Below are 17788 nucleotides of genomic sequence, written 5' to 3'. Positions count from 1 at the left end.
CGCTGCCGGTTTAACGTAGGGCGGAATACAGGAGTTGACGCTGCGCTGGTGACAAAACGTAAGTAGTGCGTCAGCGCGGATACATGTTGCGGCTCAGAAAGTGAATCCACGGAAAGTCGCCACGCTCAATGAAGACGCGACCGGGGATTTGCCGAGCAATTGCGCTAAAGCTTCCGGCGAGACCGCTCGGCTAAACAGGAAACCCTGGGCCACCGTGCATCCGTGGCGGACCAGAAACTCGCGCTGGACCTCGAGCTCGACCCCTTCAGCGATCACATCGAAGCTCAGCGTTTCAGCAATCGCGATGATCGCAAGCGATAGCGCTTCGAGCTCCTTGTCTCTGCCGATCTCGCAAACGAAGGCGCGATCGATCTTGATGCGATCGACGCTAAAGCGTTTCAGATAGCTGAGGCTCGAATAGCCGGTGCCGAAGTCGTCGATGGCGATGGACACACCGAGTTCGCGCAGCTCGCGAAAAGCCCGCTGCGCTTCTTCGGCGTTGCGCATCAGCGTGCCCTCGGTGACTTCGAGTTCCAGCAGTTCGGCGGGCCAGTTGGCCTCCTCGAGTGCCGAGCGCACTACGCCGGGAAGGTCCGCCCGTTCGAGTTGAAGTGGCGAAACATTGACCGAGATGCGCACGGGCGGAAGCCCCGAGCGTACCCACGCGCTCGCCTGCAGGCACGCCTGCCGCAATACCCATCTGCCGATGCTCTGAATCAGACCGGTTTCTTCGGCAAGCGGAATGAAGACGGCCGGCGACACCTCACCGAGTTCGTCATCGTGCCAGCGCAACAGCGCCTCGGCACCGACGATGCATCCGGTTTTCATATCGATCTGCGGCTGATACGCGAGATACAACTCATTGGCTTTCGCCGCGCGCCGCAGTCGCGTCGTGAGCCGCAACTTCTCGGCGGCCGCCCGGCTCAGCTCCGGTTCGTAGAATTGATAGCCGTTTCGCCCGCGCGATTTCGCCACGTACAACGCGGCATCGGCATTGCGCGTGAGCAGTTCAGGCTGCGCGCCGTCTTGTGGAAACGTACTGACGCCGATGCTTGCTTCGAGATAAAGCTCCTGCTCGCCGATGCTATACGGCTCGCTCATCTCGTGAATCAGCGTCTCCAGCATTTCGGTGAGTTGCGTCGCGTCGGCCCGTTCCGCGACGATGACGAATTCATCGCCCCCGTAGCGCGCGACGAAATCCGTCGCGCGCAGCAGGCGCTGAAGCCTTCGCGCCACGGCTTGCAGCAGCAAATCGCCAACGCGGTGTCCGAGCGAATCGTTGACGTCCTTGAAACGGTCGAGATCGAGAAAAAGGACGGAAACGTTCTGGCCAGTCGCTTGCGCGCGCACCAGCGACTCCGAAAGGTGTTCGCCGAGCAGCACCCGGTTCGGCAGCTCGGTCAGGGCATCGTATCTGGCTTGATGTTCGAGGCTTTTGAGCGAGCGGCGCAGATGCGCTCCGATGCGGCCGTTCCAGTGAATCAGCGAAAGCAGCAGCAAGGCCGAAGCGACGCCGCAGCCCAACAGCACGCGCGTAAACCACTTCCCGTCGAGCGAGGATTTGCTGACGACTGAAGCGACCTTGGCATCGGCCGCGAGTCGTACGTCGACTACCCGTTCGAGGACGCTATAGAAATACGCGTCGATTTCCTCGAGTCTGGGGTCGCCCACTGCCACGCTGCCGGGATGCTCCGCGATCGTGCGCGCGAGACCGAAGCTCAGCTCGCTGAGTCTGCCGATCATGTCGTCCAGGTCCGATAGCCGCGATACGCATTCCTGATTCTCGCTGCAGCTCTCGCGCGCGTCGCGCGTCAACGCGAGCAGTTCCAGCATCGGAAAGGTATAGGCCGCGCGGTTGTAGAGCGGCACCGTGGCTATCGAGGTGTAGAGCGTCGCATGCTCATCGAGCATGGCATGCTGAACCTGGTCGAGGTCGTGGCGCAGCCGCCCGGAAGCCTGGATCGTCCGAAGCGAACTGTCCTGCTCGCTGCTCTGGCGGATTGCGAGGAAGGTACTCGTCGCAATGACAGCGAGGATGGCAAGCACGGCGATGACAGTACCGGCTTTGCGCGTTGCTTCCTGTCCCAAGGCGCTTCCTTTGCGTCAACCCAGCGCGGGCGAAAACCGGCCCGCCCGGATAGTGAATGTTCAGGTGGCTGCATGACTTGCCTTAGGGCGCTGGGGATCTACCCCGGTAATGGCGCGCTATGGCTCTGCTTATCCGCCTATTGATCAGCAAATTCCACGCGGTTGCGTCCGCTTCGCTTGGCGCGGTACAGAGCCGCATCCGCGAGACCGTATGCGGTGTCGAAACAGGTTCCGACTGCGTTGATGCTGACGCCAAAGCTGGCCGTGATGCGGCGCTCGACCGGTGGAACGACCAGCGAGTCACCGATGGCTTCCCGCATGCGCTCGGCAAGAATGGCGCCACTGGCCGGTTCATGACCGGGCAGCAGCACGGTGAACTCCTCACCGCCCACTCGCCCGATGAAGCCTTGTTCCCCGACGATTCCGCGCAGACAGTCTACGACCCCCGAAATGACCGCGTCTCCAGTGGGGTGGCCGTAGTCGTCGTTGATCCGCTTGAATTCGTCGATGTCGAGGATGATCATCACCGCGCTGCTGGTGCGCAAAACCTTGGTGGTCCGCTCGATTACGGCGCTGCGGTTCAGTACGCCCGTCAACGCGTCGTGCGAGGCGCGATACGCCAACTGCTGGGCCAGCACCTGCATCTCGCGTTCGGCCCGGTCGCTGCGGCCGATCAGGCGCCGTGTTTCGCGCATCAGGCGCTGGAAGTGCTCGATCAGTTCGCCCAGCGACTGGCGATATTCCGCGGCATCCGCATCGATGATCGAATGCATTGCGCGGGCCTTTGCCAGCGCCGTGCTCTCGTTCTGGAACAGATCGGGTGCGCCGCCCGAGGACACGTCACGGGAAGAGGTCGAACGCACCTTATTTTCCCTGCTGCGCGATGGGACGATCGGTGAACTCGATCGAGCGGAAATCGGCCTTCAGTTCTTCGCCGAATTCGGCGATGGTCTCGTCTTCCTCGTCGCGATACCAGTTCATCGACACGCGGCTTCCCGATTCCGCCGCCTGATCGAGCGCGTCGAAGATGCTGAACAGCATCTTGGTGCTCGAGCTGTTGAAGTACGTTAGCGCGACGTCGATGGTGATTTCGGCCCCGGTGTTCGCGGCGAGGTACTTACGCATCTGCTCGATGATCGGCGCGTAAAAAGCGGCTGCGTTTTCCGGGTAGGACTCACCCTTGATCGACAACGCGTGTTGGTCGAAGCGAAAGTCGACTTCGGGCGACGTCGTCGTCGCGGGGATGTGTAGGTTTTCCATTGTTCTTGTGCCTTCCTGCTCAGATGATGGCCATGAGGCAAAACAGCGTGGTGCCGGGTTCGTCGGCACGCGGATGAAAAGCGAATTCGAGGGGCGCGCTCGCGTCGCGCGCCATCGTCAGGAAGCCGAGGCCGGCGCCCTTGCTGTCCTTCGGAGCGTCGGCACGCAATGTCACCCTGTACGCCTGCTTGATTTCTTCGAGCGACATGTTGCGCAGAGGCTCCAACCGGTTGCGCAGGCCCTCGACCTCGGCGGTCGCGATGGGATTGACGCACAGCATCACATGATGCTCGCCGTGCCTGGAGATGCACACCGCGCCCTCGCGTATCGCGCCTGCCCGTTCGCCGCCGGGCTCCAGCGCGTTCGACGAGTAATGAACGATGTTCTGTGCCAGCTCGATAAAAGACGAGAAAAGTTTGCGGCGGGTAGGACCGCTGACGCCGGCGACTTCGAGTTGCAGTTTCACGACTTCGCCCATCGACGCGACGATGTTATGGGAGAAGTAGCCCTTGTGATAGAAGAGCACGTTGCGCCGCTGCGCGAGTTCGAAAAAAGCGCTGTCTTGTTCTAGTAGTTGAGACATTCTGGGAATTCACTAAATGCGGGCACAGAAAAGCGTGACGTCGTCACGGCGCGGTTGATTGCCTTGCCACTCCGCGAGCGCGAGCCGGACGCGCTCGCAAATCGTCGCTGGGGTTTCGGCGCGGTTCTCGAGGATCAGGTCGAGCGCACGGCGCCGGCCGAAAGAAATGTTGCGCGGGCCGCCGATCTGATCGGCGAGGCCGTCGGTATAGACGAACAGCAGGCTACCCGCCGTCACCGGAACCGAGCGCAAGCTCCACGCATAGTCGGCGCGACTGTCCACGTAGCCGACACCCATGCGGTCGGCGCTGATCGTTTCGAACGCCCCGGCATCGGGTGACAGGATGTGCAGCGCGATCCTCGCGCCAGCAAAATGCAGCACGCTCTCGGTGGCATCGAACCAGAAGAGTGCCGTGTCCAGGCCGTCGTTGGATTGGGTTCCTTCGTCGGCACCGTTCACTTGCCCCAGCAAGGCCTTGACGTTGCGATTGACGGCAGCCAGCAGCGCGGCGGGGTCGCGCGGACCGATCTGTTCGAGCGCCTTCGACAATGACGCCGAAGCAAGCAAGGTCATGAAGGCGCCGGGCACGCCATGTCCGGTGCAATCGGCAACGGCGCCGAACCAGCCGTTCGGAAAGGCCGCGAAATGATAGAAGTCGCCGCCGACCACGTCGCGAGGTTCCCAGACCATCGCCGCGTCGCGCAGCTTCATCGACAGCGTCTCGCTGGAAGCGCGCAACATGGCGCGCTGGATCACGCTGGCGTACTCGATACTCTGCATGATCTGGCGGTTCTTCTCCGCCTGCATTTCAGCGACCGCGCTGATCAGCTGCAAACCGCTGCCGAGACCTGAGAAGAGTCCGTCGCGCGTCACGATGAAACCATCGACCAGTGCTTTTTCTCCGGCCTCGACGGTCCTGAACGTCAGTGCCTCGATGCTCACGCCGGCATCGACGATGAGCGGGTCCTTGTCCATGAACGCGATGCAACTCTTCTTGTCGTAAAGCTCGCGATGGAACGGCTTGCTCATCTGCGACATGAAGATATCGCGATTGATCAGGCCGATGGGACGCTGGTGATTGATGACAGCGAGACTCTGCATGTCGCGGCGCGCCGAGAAGATCTCCATGACCACGGAGTTGGGATCTTCAACGTCTACGGATGGAACTTCCTGGCACAAGTCTCCGGCTGTGCGCGGATTCCCCTGTGCGGAAGAACGGCGAAACCTCGAGAACGCTGGATGCATGGCGACGCCAGTCGATGTATGAAGAAACCTCGCACGCTAAGGTTTCTCTATGTACTTTATGTGACAGAGCGGAGGTGCTCCGCCCGATTGGCGCGAGATTGGAAAACGCGTGGTCACGCAAAGGTTTGCGTGACCGACATCAGTAAAACTTGCGAGTTGCGAGGTTGCGCAAATGCAACGTCGACGGTCCAGTTATTCAAACGGATTCTGCACGACACCCGGCTTGGCATCCGGCTCGTCCTGCACCTTCGCCGGCAGATCTTTCTGCGCCTGCAGACTCGCGACGATCGCATCGAGCGCTTCCTTCAGCGCGAGCGCCGCCTTCAATCCGCGTTGATCGCGCGTCAATTCGAGCGTGCCGTTCAGCACGACACGCGTCGTGCCGTTGCTGAGCGTGAGCGCATCGCCCTGAATGTTGAGCACATCGTCATCGTTCGAGTAGGGCTTAAACACCTTTTAGTCCTCCTGGCCGCTGGTCCTTCAGGTTATCCGGAATGCCCGGAAAGCGGATGCCCGACATCGCTTCGAGTTCGTGAATCGTGCGCATGTCGTAGCGGTTGGTCGCTACATTATCAACCACGACTGCGAATGCCAGTTGACGCGACGGCACATAGACGACCTTGTACAACTGGGTCGGCACGAACACGCGGGTCGGTCCGATCGTCTGCAATTGCTGACCGGTGAATAGCGGTCCGGTGACGACGTACGTGTCGTCGTAGGCGAGTGCGATCTTACGCACCGCGGTTTCGATGCGCGCCCACAATCGTTGGTTGTTCTGACGGTCTTGCGGCACGATGTTCGCGAGCGAGAACGATTGCGCCATCGCCTCATTGTTCCAGCGATTGCCCGCCGGACTCATATGACCGCGATCGAAGCCGCTGCGTTTGTAGTCGGCGAGAGTCGCGCCTTCGCCTTCGGGCAGACGCGCGTCTTCGAAGAATTTGTTGGTACGCACCATGTCCTTCGCTTCTTCGATGTGCTCGCGTGTCAGATGTTCGGCCGACCACAGCGGACCGTGCGTGATACCCGAATGCAGTACCGCGAAATCGCTATAACAAAGCATGCGCGTTTTGGGCGCCATCTTCTGGTTGGTGAGGACGGGCCATTGCGCATTCGGCGTGAAACTGGTGCAGGGGGGCGCCGCGCCCGCATGAGCGGCGACGGCGAGGAACAGACAGGCAAGCCACTTCTTCATGTGTCGGTGGTTCGATGAAAGGGGACGCAAGTATAGCGTCGCGGCCCGCATCGAGCGACCGCACCATGCGAATCAAAGAAAGGGGATGGGAAACAGAAGAGGCGGCGTGCGCCGCACAAAAAAGTGGGCCGCTTTGCAGCGACCCGAATGCGTGGACTTCCGACTCTACTCACGCAAGCTTAAGAAGGTCTTAAGGCTCGCGATATGGCGGTACGTTATGTTCGTTTGCGCACGAACAGATTTACGAGTTCGAGCAGTGCTCGCGCAACGAGCCGGAAGTTTCGACCGGAAAAGAGAAGCGCGGCGAAGCGCGCCAGAGATTAATTACCGAACACGCTGTTTTCAGCGCGAGTTTTTTGACGATCCACCGCCTGCAAACGCCAGAAGCCGCTAGTCGCCTTGCGGGTTCGCAGCGCGGTCCATGCTGCAGCGCCCTGTGCGGCGCTCACTCGTTCCTTGCGATCGACGTGCAGACCGCGCAACGTACAGAGCGGCGCGTCGGCGCTCGGTGCGCACAGCGTGGTCACGCCGTTCTCGTCGCGCAGCTCACCCCAAGGGGGCAAGTCGATCCCTTGATGCGCTTCTCTCGACCACCGATGTTCATCGGTATCGAGCCAGAGCACAGCGTAATCATGGCTTACGGTGGGATCGGAACCGTTGATCAGGATGGTCAGTCGCATAGCAGTTCCGTTCATAAATTGCGAAGGGCTTTACCAGTCTAGGCGGCGCGGCGCTTTATGCAAGACAAAGGCATGATTTGCGAATGGAAAAATAATTCTTCAAACCGTGGGGGAGGAACGATGCATGCTCACCGCGGCGCGGCGGACGCGATATGCATGCTGTAACGACCACATGCACATCGCGAGCCGCGGCAAATCAACGCAGCCGACAGGCGTTCAAGCGAGATCGAGCGAAGCGGTCAGATCGCCGAGCGGCGCGAGTCCGTTGCTGGCGAATGCCTTGTCGCGCGCGACCACGCCATCGAGCGGAGCGAGTCCATGCACACGACTAATGAAACGCAGGATTGAGTTCGTGTCGTACACCGTGTGATCGACGTAACCCTTCTTCGCGAGCGGCGAGATCACCAGCGCGGGGACGCGCGAACCCGGCCCCCAGCGATCGCCGACCGGTGGCGCGACGTGGTCCCACCAACCGCCGTTCTCGTCGACGGTGACGATCACGACCGTGTTCTGCCATTGCGGGCCGCGCTGAATATGCTCGATCAGCGTCGCGATGTGACGGTCGCCCGAGGCGACGTCGGCATAGCCCGCGTGCATGTTCAGGTCGCCCTGCGGTTTGTAGAACGTGACGGTCGGCAAACGTCCCGCGTCGATTTCGGCGATCAGGCGATTGGTCGACGCGTCGTTGCCCATCCCGCCGTCGCGCAGATAGCGGCGGCGCGCGGCCGTGCCCGGCGCGTAATTGGCGAAGTAGTTAAACGGCTGATGGTGATACTGAAAGTCGGGCATCGATCCCGTATCGCGATGATCGAGCGCGAATTGCCATGCGCCGCTGTACCATGCCCAGTCGATGCCCTTGGCGGTCAGCCGGTCGCCGATCGTTGCGTAGTTCTGCGGCGGCATAACGCGCGGGTCGGACGGATCAGCCAAGGCCGGGTCGCCGCCTTCGGCCGGACGCACGCTGCTCGGCTGATACGGCGGCGCCATCGTGTTGACTGCATAGCCGTCGGCGGTGAAAGCGCCGTCGTTGACGAACTTCGGCGGACCGTCGAGCGCCGACGCGGGTGAATTGGGCGCGAGCTTCAAACGGGTGCCGGTCGGATCGTCGCCTTCCACGACCGACACCATCTTCCTGGCCGGGCTGTTGTGGATGTCCGGGTAGTACGGCGCTTGCGCCGAGATCAGGAAGATGTGGTTCAGCCACGAGCCGCCGAAAGCGGCCATGAAGAAGTTGTCGCACAGCGTGTACTGCTGCGCCAGATTCCAGAGACGCAGTGAGTCGGCGGAATTGCGGTAGTGCCCCATCACGAGGCCGCCCGAATCGCCCCACGCGGCGAACTGGTTGTTGCGCCCCGCGTTGATCTGCATCTGATTCTGATAGAAGCGATGGATCAGATCGCGGGTGATCACGCCGGTCGGCAACGGTGCGCCGTGAGCATCGACGATCTGGAACGGCCGGTTGCGCAGATGATCGAGATCTTTTTCGCCGATCATGTAGCGCTTGCCGTCCACTTCCTGCGCCTGCGGCACGAGCCCGCCCCAAATCGCAGGCAGCCGCGGCAGCGGCGTCTTGCCATCGCGGTCGAGCTGGACGTACTGCTCGGCGGTGACCGCGTCGAGCGGATGCTGGACACCCGGGTAGTTGCCGTACAGGTTCGCGAAGCTGCGGTTCTCCGCGTAAATCACCACGATGTTCTTCACCTGATCGTGCAGCGCAGCGTCGAGCCGCAAGTCGGCGGCGCTGCGCGGCGGGCCGTTGCCCGCGAGTTCCTCGCCCGTTTTGCAGCCGGGCAGCGCGAGGCCGAGCCCGACTGCCGCGAGACCGGTCAGGACGCGCCGGCGTTCGGGATCGTCGGGGGCGTCGTTGGTGTTGTCGATTGAATCGGGGTTGTCCAGTTTCGGCGGCAGGTGAGGATCGTGGTCGGTCATCGGTGAGTTCCGAAGGAGACGTGACGGTCGCTTCGGCGCCGCTGCAGGCGGCGCGCGCGACACCGGTTATGGAACCGCCGAGGCCGGCAGGCCTCGCGGCTTTACGGCAGCCGACGCTTCACGCGCCAGCTGTGATGCGTGGCATCGACAGCCAATAGTAGCCAGTGCCGTGCGTCGATCGGATGACGCTTTTGCGTCGCGTAACGGTCGACGGTCAATTCGAGTTCGTCATGCGCGCGCCGATGACAAATGGCGTGCGCCCCGGAGCCATCCGCGAACTCGACGCGCGCCTCGGCGAGGTTCGGCGCGCCGGCCGGTTCGGGAAGATCGGCGATGCGCACCGCGCAGCCCGGATAAAGATGCGAGTCGGCAACCTGAATCTGGATCGCGTTGGGCATGGCGTGGCCTCCTACGCTTGGGCGGCGCGAGCGCGCGGCTGGGACACACCGCGCCGCTAGGACCGGATCAAAGCATAGCACCGCGTGGCCGAATTGCCGCATGCTTCGCGCTATAGGCGGGACGCAAGCCGATGGGCCTGGATGAAGCGCTGTGCGTTAGAGCGTCTTGCGATAAACCACGAAGCCGGATTTGTCCGCGACCTTGTCATAGAGCTGCATCGCGGTGTGATTCGTCTCGTGCGTCTGCCAGTAGACGCGTTGCGCGCCGTCGGCTTTTGCCCGCTCATAGACGGCCTCGATCAGCGCACGGCCGACACCCTTGCCGCGCTCGCTATCGAGCGTGTATAGGTCCTGCAGATAGCAGATCGGTCCCGCCATCGTCGTATGACGGTGATACAGAAAATGCACGATGCCCTGCAATTGGCCGGCGCGTTCGGCGACGAACGCATGCATCGGCTCGTAGCCATCGAAAAAGCGATTCCACGTGATCTGCGTGATCTCGCGCGGCAACGCGGTCTCGCCCGAGCGGCCATAAAACGCGTTGTAGGCGTTCCACAGCGGCAGCCATGCATCGAAATCGTCACGGGTGACGGCGCGAATCTGCAGCGGGGCGGACATGTGGGCGGCTCCTTTGGAAAGCTATGGAACCGCCAGCATAGAAAATTTGCGACGTGATTGTTAGCTCCACCATGATCGCCAAATCTGGAGCCACGACGCGTGCGGCAGTGCGGTGAACCGATGCATCACCGCCTACAGCGTGTCAGTGCTTGCGAGAATGCTTCTGGCGAAGCTCGTTGCGGACCTTCTTCGCGGCGAACAGCGGAACGTAGTCGAACACGCGCGCCTCGCTCCGGAATTCGGCGAGCGTATCGGCGTACATGCGGGACACCGTTTCGGTCGGCGTGTCGGTTTCTTCGGCGATGCTGCGGACTACTTCGTCGACATTCGGCTCAGGCTGCGACATGGGCGCTCTCCGGGTAGTGCGCGGCAGACTGGATGGACGGTACGCGCACGGCAGGAGTCCATTACAGGATGCGATTCGCGAGCACGCCAATTAAATCGGCCTATCGTTCGACCGGTTTCACAGAGATTTTCTTCTTGCGCTGCGGCAAGCGACCCTGCGGTGAGGGCGCGCGAAAAATCAACCGGTTCGGCGGTGGTGAATACCCGGGAAACGCGCAGGGATAAGCGAACAGCGTTTTTACTTCTCCATCTTCTGCGCCACATGCGCGATCCGGTCGCGCACGACGCCGATCGCCTGCTTCAGCGCGTAAACGTCCTGAAAGTAGCGGTACGGAATCCGGATCTGGCTAGCGTTCGCGTCGATGTTTTCAATCTCGTCCCTCCATTGCGCGATCTGGGCGCGAGTCGGCTCGGCGTTCTTCCACACTTCGTCCTCCAGCGCCTTGATCGCGCGGTACCACACGAACAGGCGTTTCTTCATACGCGCTTCGAGCATGCGCGGCAGCGCCTGCGCGAGGCCGATCAGCAGCGCGAGGAACGGCACCAGAATCAGCAGCCGCCGTTCGATCAGACTCGCGAGCCAGAACGGCAGGTAGCGATACAGAAACGGCCGGCCCGATTTGAAGTAGCGCACGCTTTCGTCGGAGATCGGGAATTCTTCGGTGTTCAGATTCGGGAACGTGCCGAGGGGCGTGAAGTAGTCCTCGCCGCCGTGCACCGTGCGCGCCGCGTCGAGCAGCAGATAGACGAGCGCCGGATGCAGCGCGTCCTTCGACACCAGCAGCGCCGTCGCCGCGAGCAGCGTGACGTCGCTGCGCGGCAGATCGTCGGCGACGCTCGTCGAGGCGCGCGGTAATACGATCTTCGAAAGCGACGGGAATTTTTGCGCCAGTGCATCGGCCTGCGCGAAGCTCATCAGCTTCAGGTTGCTGGTCAGCAGCGTGTGCTGCATGTCGGCGTCGGGCCGGCCGATGAAGAACGCCGCGTCGATCTGACCGCTTTCCAGCCCTTCGTATGCGGCGTTCGCGTCCATCTGCAGCAGCGTCGAGTTCTGACTCGTGACGCCGCTGTAGCCGAGCAGCACCTGCGAGACGTTGAGCAGCCCGCTGCCCGGCACGCCGATCGAAATGCGCTTGCCGCGCAGTTGCGACAGCCGGTCGATCGTCGCGTCGCCGCGATAGAACACCCAGATCGGCTCGTACGACACGGCGGCGATGGTTTGCAGATTGTCCGTGTCTTTCGGACTGGTCGTGCCCGACTGGATGAAGCCGACCTGATAGGCGCTGTCCGGGTCCGCGAGGCGCTGGTAGTTTTCGACCGAACCCGACGAACTGCGGATGTCGAGCTTGATGCCTTCACGCTTGAGCAGCGGCGCGTAGCGATCGGCAAAGCCGCGGTAAATGCCGCCGTCCGCGCCGGAGGTGATGACGATCGTGCGCTGGAACGCGGGCTCGAGAATCAACGCGAGCATCCAGCCGAGCGCGGCGACGAGCACGATCGAGCCGATGATCAGAAGACGCCGGCGCCGCCGTGTCGTCGGGGTTCTCGGGCTGCGGTACGGCGCAGGGTCTGGTCTCGGCATCGTTACCCGGCTTGGTCAGGTCCGGCCTTGGTGAGTCAAGGAGTGGGATCGGGGTTTGGTTCCTGAACTTTACGATATCGGGGAGTTTTATTCGATAGCCAGTGATGTGCAGTGAAAACAGGCGGGGTCTGTTTACAGACTGTGGCGACCGCGATATTCGCGCTACAGATTCCAGTCGTACAGGCCATTCCGGCGTACGAACACGCGCGTCGTTTGTTCAGTCAGAGGGAGTTGCGGTGTCGGAGGCTCAAGGTCGTCAGTATCAAGTGTTGAGTTAATGTGATGCAAACTTTGCCGTGTGCCAACGGCATCTAGGCAGCAACCGCAGCGACTGTGAGCCGGGTCGCCATTTTGCGGTTGCCCAGTCCATTTAACGAGAGGTGCAGTGAACCGCAAAGGGTTTGCTGGTGGCTTCACAGGTCCGAGCACCAACAGCATGAATCACAAGAGTGCTGTTAGTGCCGTGGTAGCGGCATACCAGATAGGGGTCGACGCCCGTTAAATCCCACTGGTCAGATGCTTTTCCCGGCTCAGGAATAAGGTCCGCCGCCTATTCTGGAGGACCATCGAACAGGGATGCGTTATCCAGAACATGATGTTGCCCTCCCGCAGAAAGAACGCTTGGGCATTCGAACCGGACCCGTGTTGGCGACGCACCCGCGGCGCTCGTTGCCACGAGGCAAACTGCCAGGAAGAGCGCCTTATTCGACAACATAATATCGGATTAACAGGCGTTCCATGGCCGCGACGGAAATGGATAGTACGCCGATGCGGAGGTTGTTTGGTATGTCCATTCCACTGGTCAATTACAGTGATTCCATCCAGTGTTTGCCCGAGATAAATTGCCGCGTGGCTGGTTCCGTTCGTGTAATTTCCATAGCGTCCATTGCTGTCGAATTTAGCTATTACGGTTCCTTTGGCGATGAGGACATTGCCTTGGACCCGGTCTCCCCTTTTCCATAAGGAAGACCGCGAAATACTCACAACAGCATGAACGCGTGTAACGCACTCGCCATTCCCGATCAGATGCGCTTGGTTGCTAGCGAGCAAGAAACAGCCTCCCGATCAATGTGTCGCGATGTGTCGAGTAGCTCGACCTCGAGTCACCCGCTCCGCAGCACTACACAACCATCCCCACCTCACCCCCCAACTCCCGCGCAATAAACTCGACAAACGCGCGAATCCGATTCGACATCTGATGCCGTGGTGAATACACCGCGAAGATATCCGCATTCGGCGTGTCGTGATCAGGCAGCAACTGAACCAGCGACCCCTCCGCCAGATACTGCCGGATGTCCCATTCCGCGCGCAGCAGAATGCCGTGTCCTTCGAGCGCCCATTTGACGGCGATCTCGCCGTCGTTGGTGGTCAGCGTTCCCTTGATGCGCACCGCCTCGGTCTTGCGCGCGGCGCCGCGCCCAGAAGTCAGCCGCCACACGCCATACGCTTCGTCGCCTTGCCGAATGCCGATGCAGTTGTGGCGCGTCAGATCGTGCGCCGTGAGCGGCGTACCGTGCGCCGCGAGATACGACGGCGCCGCGCACAGCAGACGCCGGTTCGGCGCAAGCCGGCGTGCGACCACGCGCGTATCGGGCGGCTCGCCGAAGCGGATGCAGACGTCGAAGCTGTCGTCGGTGAGCGGCGGGGGCGTGACCGACAACTGCAGTTGAACCGACACCTGCGGATACCGCGCGACGAAGCGCGAAATCGCCGGCCCGATATGGCTGCGCCCGAAGCCGAGCGTCGCGTTCACGCGCAGCAAACCCTTAGGTGTCTTCTTCGCCGAGCCGAGCAATTCGGCCAGCTCGTCGATCTCGTCGAGAATCCGCCGCGCGCGTTCAAGGTATAGCTCGCCTTCGGGCGTCAGCATCATGCGGCGCGTCGTGCGGTTCACGAGCGCAACGCCCGCGCGCTGCTCCATCTGCGTGAGGCGCTTGCTGACCGCGGCCGCGGTCAGCCCCAGCTCGCGCGCGGCCGCGCTGAGACTGCCGCTCGCGGCGAGCGTCGAGAAAAAGCTCAGATCCGCTGGCTGCACGGTGTCGCGCATCGTCTTTTCCACGCCTTCGCATTTGTGAATGCAAGTTAAAGATGCTTTGAGTTTAGCACCGGTTTTTACCCGTGCGAGCGCGCTAGAGTCCACTCACGCCATTCGCCAAGCACAGGACGCAGACATGAAGACCTATCGCATCGCAACCATTCCCGGCGACGGCATCGGCAAGGAGGTCGTGCCGGCCGGCGCACAGGTGCTCGAAGCGCTCGCGAAAACCACCCGCGCCTTCACGTTCGAGTTCGAGAACTTCGACTGGGGCGGCGACTACTATCGCCAGCACGGTGTGATGATGCCGGGCAACGGGCTCGACGCGATCCGTAACAAGGATGCGATCCTGTTCGGCTCGGCGGGCGACAAGGACATTCCCGACCACATCACGCTATGGGGTCTGCGTCTGAAGATCTGCCAGGGCTTCGATCAATACGCGAACGTGCGCCCGACGCGCATCCTGCCCGGCATCGACGCGCCGCTGAAGTACTGCAAGCCCGAGGACCTGAACTGGGTCATCGTTCGCGAAAACTCGGAGGGGGAATATTCGGGCGTCGGCGGCCGCGTGCATCAGGGCCATCCGATCGAAGCCGCGACCGACGTGTCGATCATGACGCGCGCCGGCGTCGAGCGCATCATGCGCTTCGCGTTTCGGCTCGCGCAGTCGCGTCCGCGCAAGCTGTTGACCGTGATCACGAAGAGCAACGCGCAGCGTCATGCGATGGTGATGTGGGACGAGATCGCGCTCGAAATCTCGAAGGAGTTTCCGGACGTCACGTGGGATAAGGAACTCGTCGATGCGGCGACCGCGCGCATGGTCAATCGCCCCGCCACGCTCGACACGATCGTCGCCACCAATCTGCACGCCGATATTCTCAGCGACCTCGCAGCCGCGCTCGCGGGCAGCCTCGGCATCGCGCCGACCGGCAACATCGATCCGGAGCGCCGCTATCCGTCGATGTTCGAGCCGATCCACGGCTCCGCGTTCGACATCATGGGCAAGGGGCTCGCGAATCCGGTCGGCACGTTCTGGTCGGTCGTGATGCTGCTCGAACACCTCGGCGAATTCGACGCGGCCACGCGCGTAATGCAGGCCGTCGAAGCGGTCACCGCGAACAAGTCGCTTCATACCCGCGACCTCGGCGGCACGGCTACGACCGCGCAGGTCACGGCGGCCGTATGCGCGTTCATCGAGCAGGCGGCGACGCCCGCGGCGAACGCGGCTTGAGCGGTGAATTCGCTTGAATTGACCAGTACCGAGCGGGAACCGCGCGCAACCCAGGCGCGCGGTCTACGCCCCGGCCACCACGTGGCCGGCACCCAACCTTGACTCGACTAGCTCGGCCCAACGTCGGCCGGCGCGAGGCTCGCGCGCGGTCCACTGCCGCGCGCAGAAGGAGGAGACAATGACTTCGGAACTCGAAAGCCGGGTGTCCCGCAAGCTGATGCTGCGGATCATCCCGTTCGTCATGCTGTTGTACTTCGTGAGCTTTCTCGATCGCGTGAATGTGGGCTTCGCCGCGTTGTCGATGAACAAGGCGATCGGTCTTTCGCCGACCGCGTTCGGACTCGGCGGCGGCCTCTTCTTTATCGGCTATTTTCTGTTCGAAGTGCCGTCGAACCTGATCCTGCACAAGGTCGGCGCGCGCCGCTGGATTGCTCGTGTGATGGTGTCGTGGGGGCTCGTGTCGCTCGCGTCGGCGTTCGTCGTCGGGCCGAACAGCTTCTACGCGCTGCGCTTCATTCTCGGCGTCGCCGAAGCGGGCTTCTTTCCCGGCATCATCCTGTATCTGAGCCTGTGGTTTCCGACCCGGCAGCGTGCGGTCGCGGCGGCGTGGTTCATGGCCGCCGCGCCGATTTCGACCGCGATCGGCTCGCCGATTTCCGGCGCGATCATGAAACTGCCGCCGATCGCCGGACTCGCCGACTGGCAGATGCTCTACATACTCGAAGCCTTGCCGGCGATCATCCTCGGCTTCTGCGTGCTCAAGTATCTGACCGACAAGCCCGCGCAAGCCGAATGGCTGCAGCCCGAAGAGCGCGACTGGCTGATCGCGAAACTGAAGCTCGAAGCCGACGCGCGACACGCGCAGGCAGGCCACACGGCCGGCGCGCTCAGCGCGTTGCGCGATCCGCGCGTGCTCGCGCTCGCGCTGATCTACTTCGGCACCTCGGCGGGACTGTATACGCTCGGCTTGTGGGCGCCGCTGATCATCCGCCAATATGGTTTCGGCACGTTCGAAACCGGGCTGCTTGCCGGTGTGCCGAGCGTGCTCGCGGTGATCGCGATGGTGCTATGGGCGAAGCACTCGGATCGTACCGACGAACGTACATGGCACGTCGTGATTCCGTGCGCGCTTGCGTGCGTAGGCTTCGTGTTCGCCGGCAATGCGAGCACGGCGTTGATGATCGTGCTTGCGCTCGTCGTCGTGAACGTCGGCATCAGCGCCGCGAAGGCGCCACTGTGGGCGATGCCGAGTATGTTCCTGTCGGGCGCCGGGGCGGCGGCGGGGATTGCGATGATCAACTCGATCGGCAACCTCGGCGGCTTCGTCGGGCCGTTTGCGATCGGTTGGCTCAAGAACGTGACGGGTGGCTATACGGCGGGGCTCTATGTGGTCGGCGCGACGTTGGCGGTGTCGGCGGTCGTGACGCTGATGCTGAGCCGCCAGACCAGGCATGCGCCGGTCGCGGTGGGCGAGCGGCAAGGGCACTGAGCGAAGCATCGACGAAGCGCGCGTGCCGCCGGTTGAAAAGCCGGCGGCACGCTTGAATCCATCCGGTCCATCGGTACCCGGTTACCGGAAGCCGTAGACCAGAACCTTCTTCCCTTCAAACGCCTCCTGCACCCCTTGCACGCAATCCATCGAACAGCTGAAGCCGTCTGGGGCCGACGCGGCTGACGGGATGCTCGCCCGATAGACGACGGATTCGACCTGGGTCCCGTCCGAAGTGACCACGATATTCAGATCGGTCTCGACGCCGGCAGGCACGGCTCCTCCCGCGATATAGACGATCGACATCGTGCCGGTGCAATCGGCATTCACCTTATAAGTGCCTTTCTGAAACGGATTGAAGGTGGTCTGCCCGCCTTTCGGCACGCCGTTGATGCTGCCGAAATCGGTGCGGGTGAATTTGCCGTTGCCGTCGAATGTCACGAGCGCGACGTCATCGAGGATCGACTGGGTCGCGAACGGATGCAGTACGTTGTTCGAATCCAGCAAGCCGAGGATGACTCCGTGACCGATGAACCCATAGGGTCCTCTTAGCGTTGCGTTCGAGCAAAGCCCACCACCGCCACGATTGTCACCACCGGCCTGCGCGGTGCCGCTCAGCGAGAGAAGTACAACGGCCATAGCTGACCAAATGCTCAAATGCCGGGTGTTCATCGTCATCTCCTTGTCAACGACGAATCGGACGCGCGAAATCCTGGCGTGCAAGGGCCTACGAGCGGCCTGGATCACAGGCGCCTGATTGAACAAAACGAAAATAGTCGATTAACAAATGGCCGCAGCAATGCGTGGTCGCTGTCGTTTGAAGGACCAGGTGTGGGCCAAAGTAGTGAGCTGCGAACGGCTTTCACCAAGCAGTCGTGATTCGCTCGGCGTCGGCGGATACGTGCGGAAGGGATGCACGAAAGTCCGCGCAATGGTGACTTCGTGGGTCGGCCACGCTCTAAAGTCGCATAGCGAAAACCAGTGTAATCCACGCTATTTGCGGCGACCTGATGAATATCGGACAAAAGGAAGGCACAATCAGATCGCTCGCTGCGAAACGCGGTGACGCCACGTGCCGTCTATGCTGAAGAACGTGATGACTTGCACCGT

Annotated in this window: 19 protein-coding genes; 2 read left to right on the top strand and 17 right to left on the bottom strand. The window is 62.0% G+C overall.

Annotation, left to right across the window (positions count from 1 at the left end):
- Positions 1 to 93: 93 nt before the first annotated feature.
- From QFZ94_RS08720 to QFZ94_RS08645, 16 genes are all read right to left on the bottom strand, one after another.
- Positions 94 to 2088: a putative bifunctional diguanylate cyclase/phosphodiesterase gene (locus tag QFZ94_RS08720; protein ID WP_429456277.1), complete on the bottom strand. Its 1995-nt coding sequence runs from the start codon at positions 2086 to 2088 to the stop codon at positions 94 to 96.
- A gap of 137 nt (positions 2089 to 2225) precedes the next feature.
- The gene (locus tag QFZ94_RS08715; RefSeq protein WP_368583429.1) at positions 2226 to 2951 is read right to left on the bottom strand and encodes a GGDEF domain-containing protein; all 726 of its coding nucleotides are present in this window, start codon (positions 2949 to 2951) and stop codon (positions 2226 to 2228) included.
- A 1-nt stretch (position 2952) separates the two neighbouring features.
- Positions 2953 to 3348, bottom strand: coding sequence for a DUF1987 domain-containing protein (locus QFZ94_RS08710; RefSeq protein ID WP_410848710.1), 396 nt, complete (start codon positions 3346 to 3348; stop codon positions 2953 to 2955).
- Positions 3349 to 3367: 19 nt separating this feature from the next.
- Positions 3368 to 3931, bottom strand: coding sequence for a SiaB family protein kinase (locus tag QFZ94_RS08705; protein WP_368583427.1), 564 nt, complete (start codon positions 3929 to 3931; stop codon positions 3368 to 3370).
- Between the two features lie 12 nt (positions 3932 to 3943).
- Positions 3944 to 5059 carry a SpoIIE family protein phosphatase gene (locus QFZ94_RS08700; RefSeq protein WP_410848708.1) on the bottom strand — a complete coding sequence of 372 codons (1116 nt, stop codon included), beginning with the start codon at positions 5057 to 5059 and terminating at the stop codon, positions 3944 to 3946.
- A 309-nt stretch (positions 5060 to 5368) separates the two neighbouring features.
- Positions 5369 to 5629, bottom strand: coding sequence for a hypothetical protein (locus tag QFZ94_RS08695; RefSeq protein ID WP_176107048.1), 261 nt, complete (start codon positions 5627 to 5629; stop codon positions 5369 to 5371).
- A complete protein-coding gene (locus QFZ94_RS08690) occupies positions 5622 to 6371 on the bottom strand; it encodes a DNA/RNA non-specific endonuclease (protein WP_368583424.1) in 750 nt (249 codons plus the stop codon). The genes QFZ94_RS08695 and QFZ94_RS08690 overlap by 8 nt, the downstream gene beginning before the upstream one ends.
- A 320-nt stretch (positions 6372 to 6691) precedes the next feature.
- Complete coding sequence (locus tag QFZ94_RS08685; protein ID WP_013092796.1) at positions 6692 to 7051, bottom strand: DUF3564 domain-containing protein; 360 nt, start codon at positions 7049 to 7051, stop codon at positions 6692 to 6694.
- 216 nt (positions 7052 to 7267) lie between these two features.
- On the bottom strand, positions 7268 to 8980 hold the full coding sequence (locus QFZ94_RS08680; RefSeq protein WP_429456273.1) for an acid phosphatase: 1713 nt from the start codon (positions 8978 to 8980) through the stop codon (positions 7268 to 7270).
- Positions 8981 to 9081: 101 nt separating this feature from the next.
- The gene (locus tag QFZ94_RS08675) at positions 9082 to 9378 is read right to left on the bottom strand and encodes a hypothetical protein (RefSeq protein ID WP_368583422.1); all 297 of its coding nucleotides are present in this window, start codon (positions 9376 to 9378) and stop codon (positions 9082 to 9084) included.
- Positions 9379 to 9534: 156 nt separating this feature from the next.
- On the bottom strand, positions 9535 to 9996 hold the full coding sequence (locus tag QFZ94_RS08670; RefSeq protein ID WP_368583421.1) for a GNAT family N-acetyltransferase: 462 nt from the start codon (positions 9994 to 9996) through the stop codon (positions 9535 to 9537).
- 142 nt (positions 9997 to 10138) lie between these two features.
- Entirely contained in the window at positions 10139 to 10342 is a 204-nt protein-coding gene (locus QFZ94_RS08665; RefSeq protein ID WP_368583420.1) for a DUF3562 domain-containing protein, read from the bottom strand.
- A gap of 237 nt (positions 10343 to 10579) precedes the next feature.
- Positions 10580 to 11923: a TAXI family TRAP transporter solute-binding subunit gene (locus tag QFZ94_RS08660; protein ID WP_429456269.1), complete on the bottom strand. Its 1344-nt coding sequence runs from the start codon at positions 11921 to 11923 to the stop codon at positions 10580 to 10582.
- A gap of 370 nt (positions 11924 to 12293) precedes the next feature.
- The gene (locus tag QFZ94_RS08655; protein ID WP_429457742.1) at positions 12294 to 12461 is read right to left on the bottom strand and encodes an STY0301 family protein; all 168 of its coding nucleotides are present in this window, start codon (positions 12459 to 12461) and stop codon (positions 12294 to 12296) included.
- Entirely contained in the window at positions 12422 to 12973 is a 552-nt protein-coding gene (locus QFZ94_RS08650; protein ID WP_429456267.1) for a BPSL0067 family protein, read from the bottom strand. Before QFZ94_RS08650 ends, QFZ94_RS08655 begins: the two co-directional genes overlap by 40 nt.
- 70 nt (positions 12974 to 13043) lie before the next feature.
- Complete coding sequence (locus tag QFZ94_RS08645) at positions 13044 to 13970, bottom strand: LysR substrate-binding domain-containing protein (RefSeq protein WP_429456265.1); 927 nt, start codon at positions 13968 to 13970, stop codon at positions 13044 to 13046.
- Positions 13971 to 14094: 124 nt separating this feature from the next.
- On the opposite strand from QFZ94_RS08645, the gene QFZ94_RS08640 reads away from it, so the two are divergent.
- A complete protein-coding gene (locus tag QFZ94_RS08640; RefSeq protein ID WP_368583417.1) occupies positions 14095 to 15189 on the top strand; it encodes a tartrate dehydrogenase in 1095 nt (364 codons plus the stop codon).
- A gap of 178 nt (positions 15190 to 15367) precedes the next feature.
- Positions 15368 to 16678 (top strand): MFS transporter, encoded by a 1311-nt coding sequence (locus QFZ94_RS08635; RefSeq protein ID WP_429456262.1) that lies wholly within the window; start codon positions 15368 to 15370, stop codon positions 16676 to 16678.
- An 81-nt stretch (positions 16679 to 16759) separates the two neighbouring features.
- Here the strand turns inward: QFZ94_RS08635 and QFZ94_RS08630 are convergent, their stop codons facing one another.
- Entirely contained in the window at positions 16760 to 17350 is a 591-nt protein-coding gene (locus tag QFZ94_RS08630) for a hypothetical protein (RefSeq protein WP_368583516.1), read from the bottom strand.
- Positions 17351 to 17788: the final 438 nt, after the last annotated feature.

The organism is Paraburkholderia sp. JPY465, assembly GCF_050436725.1.
Taxonomy (GTDB): domain Bacteria; phylum Pseudomonadota; class Gammaproteobacteria; order Burkholderiales; family Burkholderiaceae; genus Paraburkholderia; species Paraburkholderia youngii.
Note: the sequence above shows the minus strand (reverse complement) of the source record. Positions and strands in the feature narration are given on the sequence as shown.

Bases quoted from the DNA above. Each gene is read 5' to 3' on its own strand.
- QFZ94_RS08630 (WP_368583516.1), bottom strand. From the start codon at position 17,350: ATGAACACCCGGCATTTGAGCATTTGGTCAGCTATGGCCGTTGTACTT.
- QFZ94_RS08690 (WP_368583424.1), bottom strand. From the start codon at position 6,371: ATGAAGAAGTGGCTTGCCTGTCTGTTCCTCGCCGTCGCCGCTCATGCG.
- QFZ94_RS08700 (WP_410848708.1), bottom strand. From the start codon at position 5,059: ATGGAGATCTTCTCGGCGCGCCGCGACATGCAGAGTCTCGCTGTCATC.
- QFZ94_RS08675 (WP_368583422.1), bottom strand. From the start codon at position 9,378: ATGCCCAACGCGATCCAGATTCAGGTTGCCGACTCGCATCTTTATCCG.
- QFZ94_RS08670 (WP_368583421.1), bottom strand. From the start codon at position 9,996: ATGTCCGCCCCGCTGCAGATTCGCGCCGTCACCCGTGACGATTTCGAT.
- QFZ94_RS08685 (WP_013092796.1), bottom strand. From the start codon at position 7,051: ATGCGACTGACCATCCTGATCAACGGTTCCGATCCCACCGTAAGCCAT.
- QFZ94_RS08640 (WP_368583417.1), top strand. From the start codon at position 14,095: ATGAAGACCTATCGCATCGCAACCATTCCCGGCGACGGCATCGGCAAG.
- QFZ94_RS08635 (WP_429456262.1), top strand. From the start codon at position 15,368: ATGACTTCGGAACTCGAAAGCCGGGTGTCCCGCAAGCTGATGCTGCGG.
- QFZ94_RS08645 (WP_429456265.1), bottom strand. From the start codon at position 13,970: ATGCGCGACACCGTGCAGCCAGCGGATCTGAGCTTTTTCTCGACGCTC.
- QFZ94_RS08660 (WP_429456269.1), bottom strand. From the start codon at position 11,923: ATGCCGAGACCAGACCCTGCGCCGTACCGCAGCCCGAGAACCCCGACG.
- QFZ94_RS08680 (WP_429456273.1), bottom strand. From the start codon at position 8,980: ATGACCGACCACGATCCTCACCTGCCGCCGAAACTGGACAACCCCGAT.
- QFZ94_RS08665 (WP_368583420.1), bottom strand. From the start codon at position 10,342: ATGTCGCAGCCTGAGCCGAATGTCGACGAAGTAGTCCGCAGCATCGCC.
- QFZ94_RS08710 (WP_410848710.1), bottom strand. From the start codon at position 3,348: ATGGAAAACCTACACATCCCCGCGACGACGACGTCGCCCGAAGTCGAC.
- QFZ94_RS08705 (WP_368583427.1), bottom strand. From the start codon at position 3,931: ATGTCTCAACTACTAGAACAAGACAGCGCTTTTTTCGAACTCGCGCAG.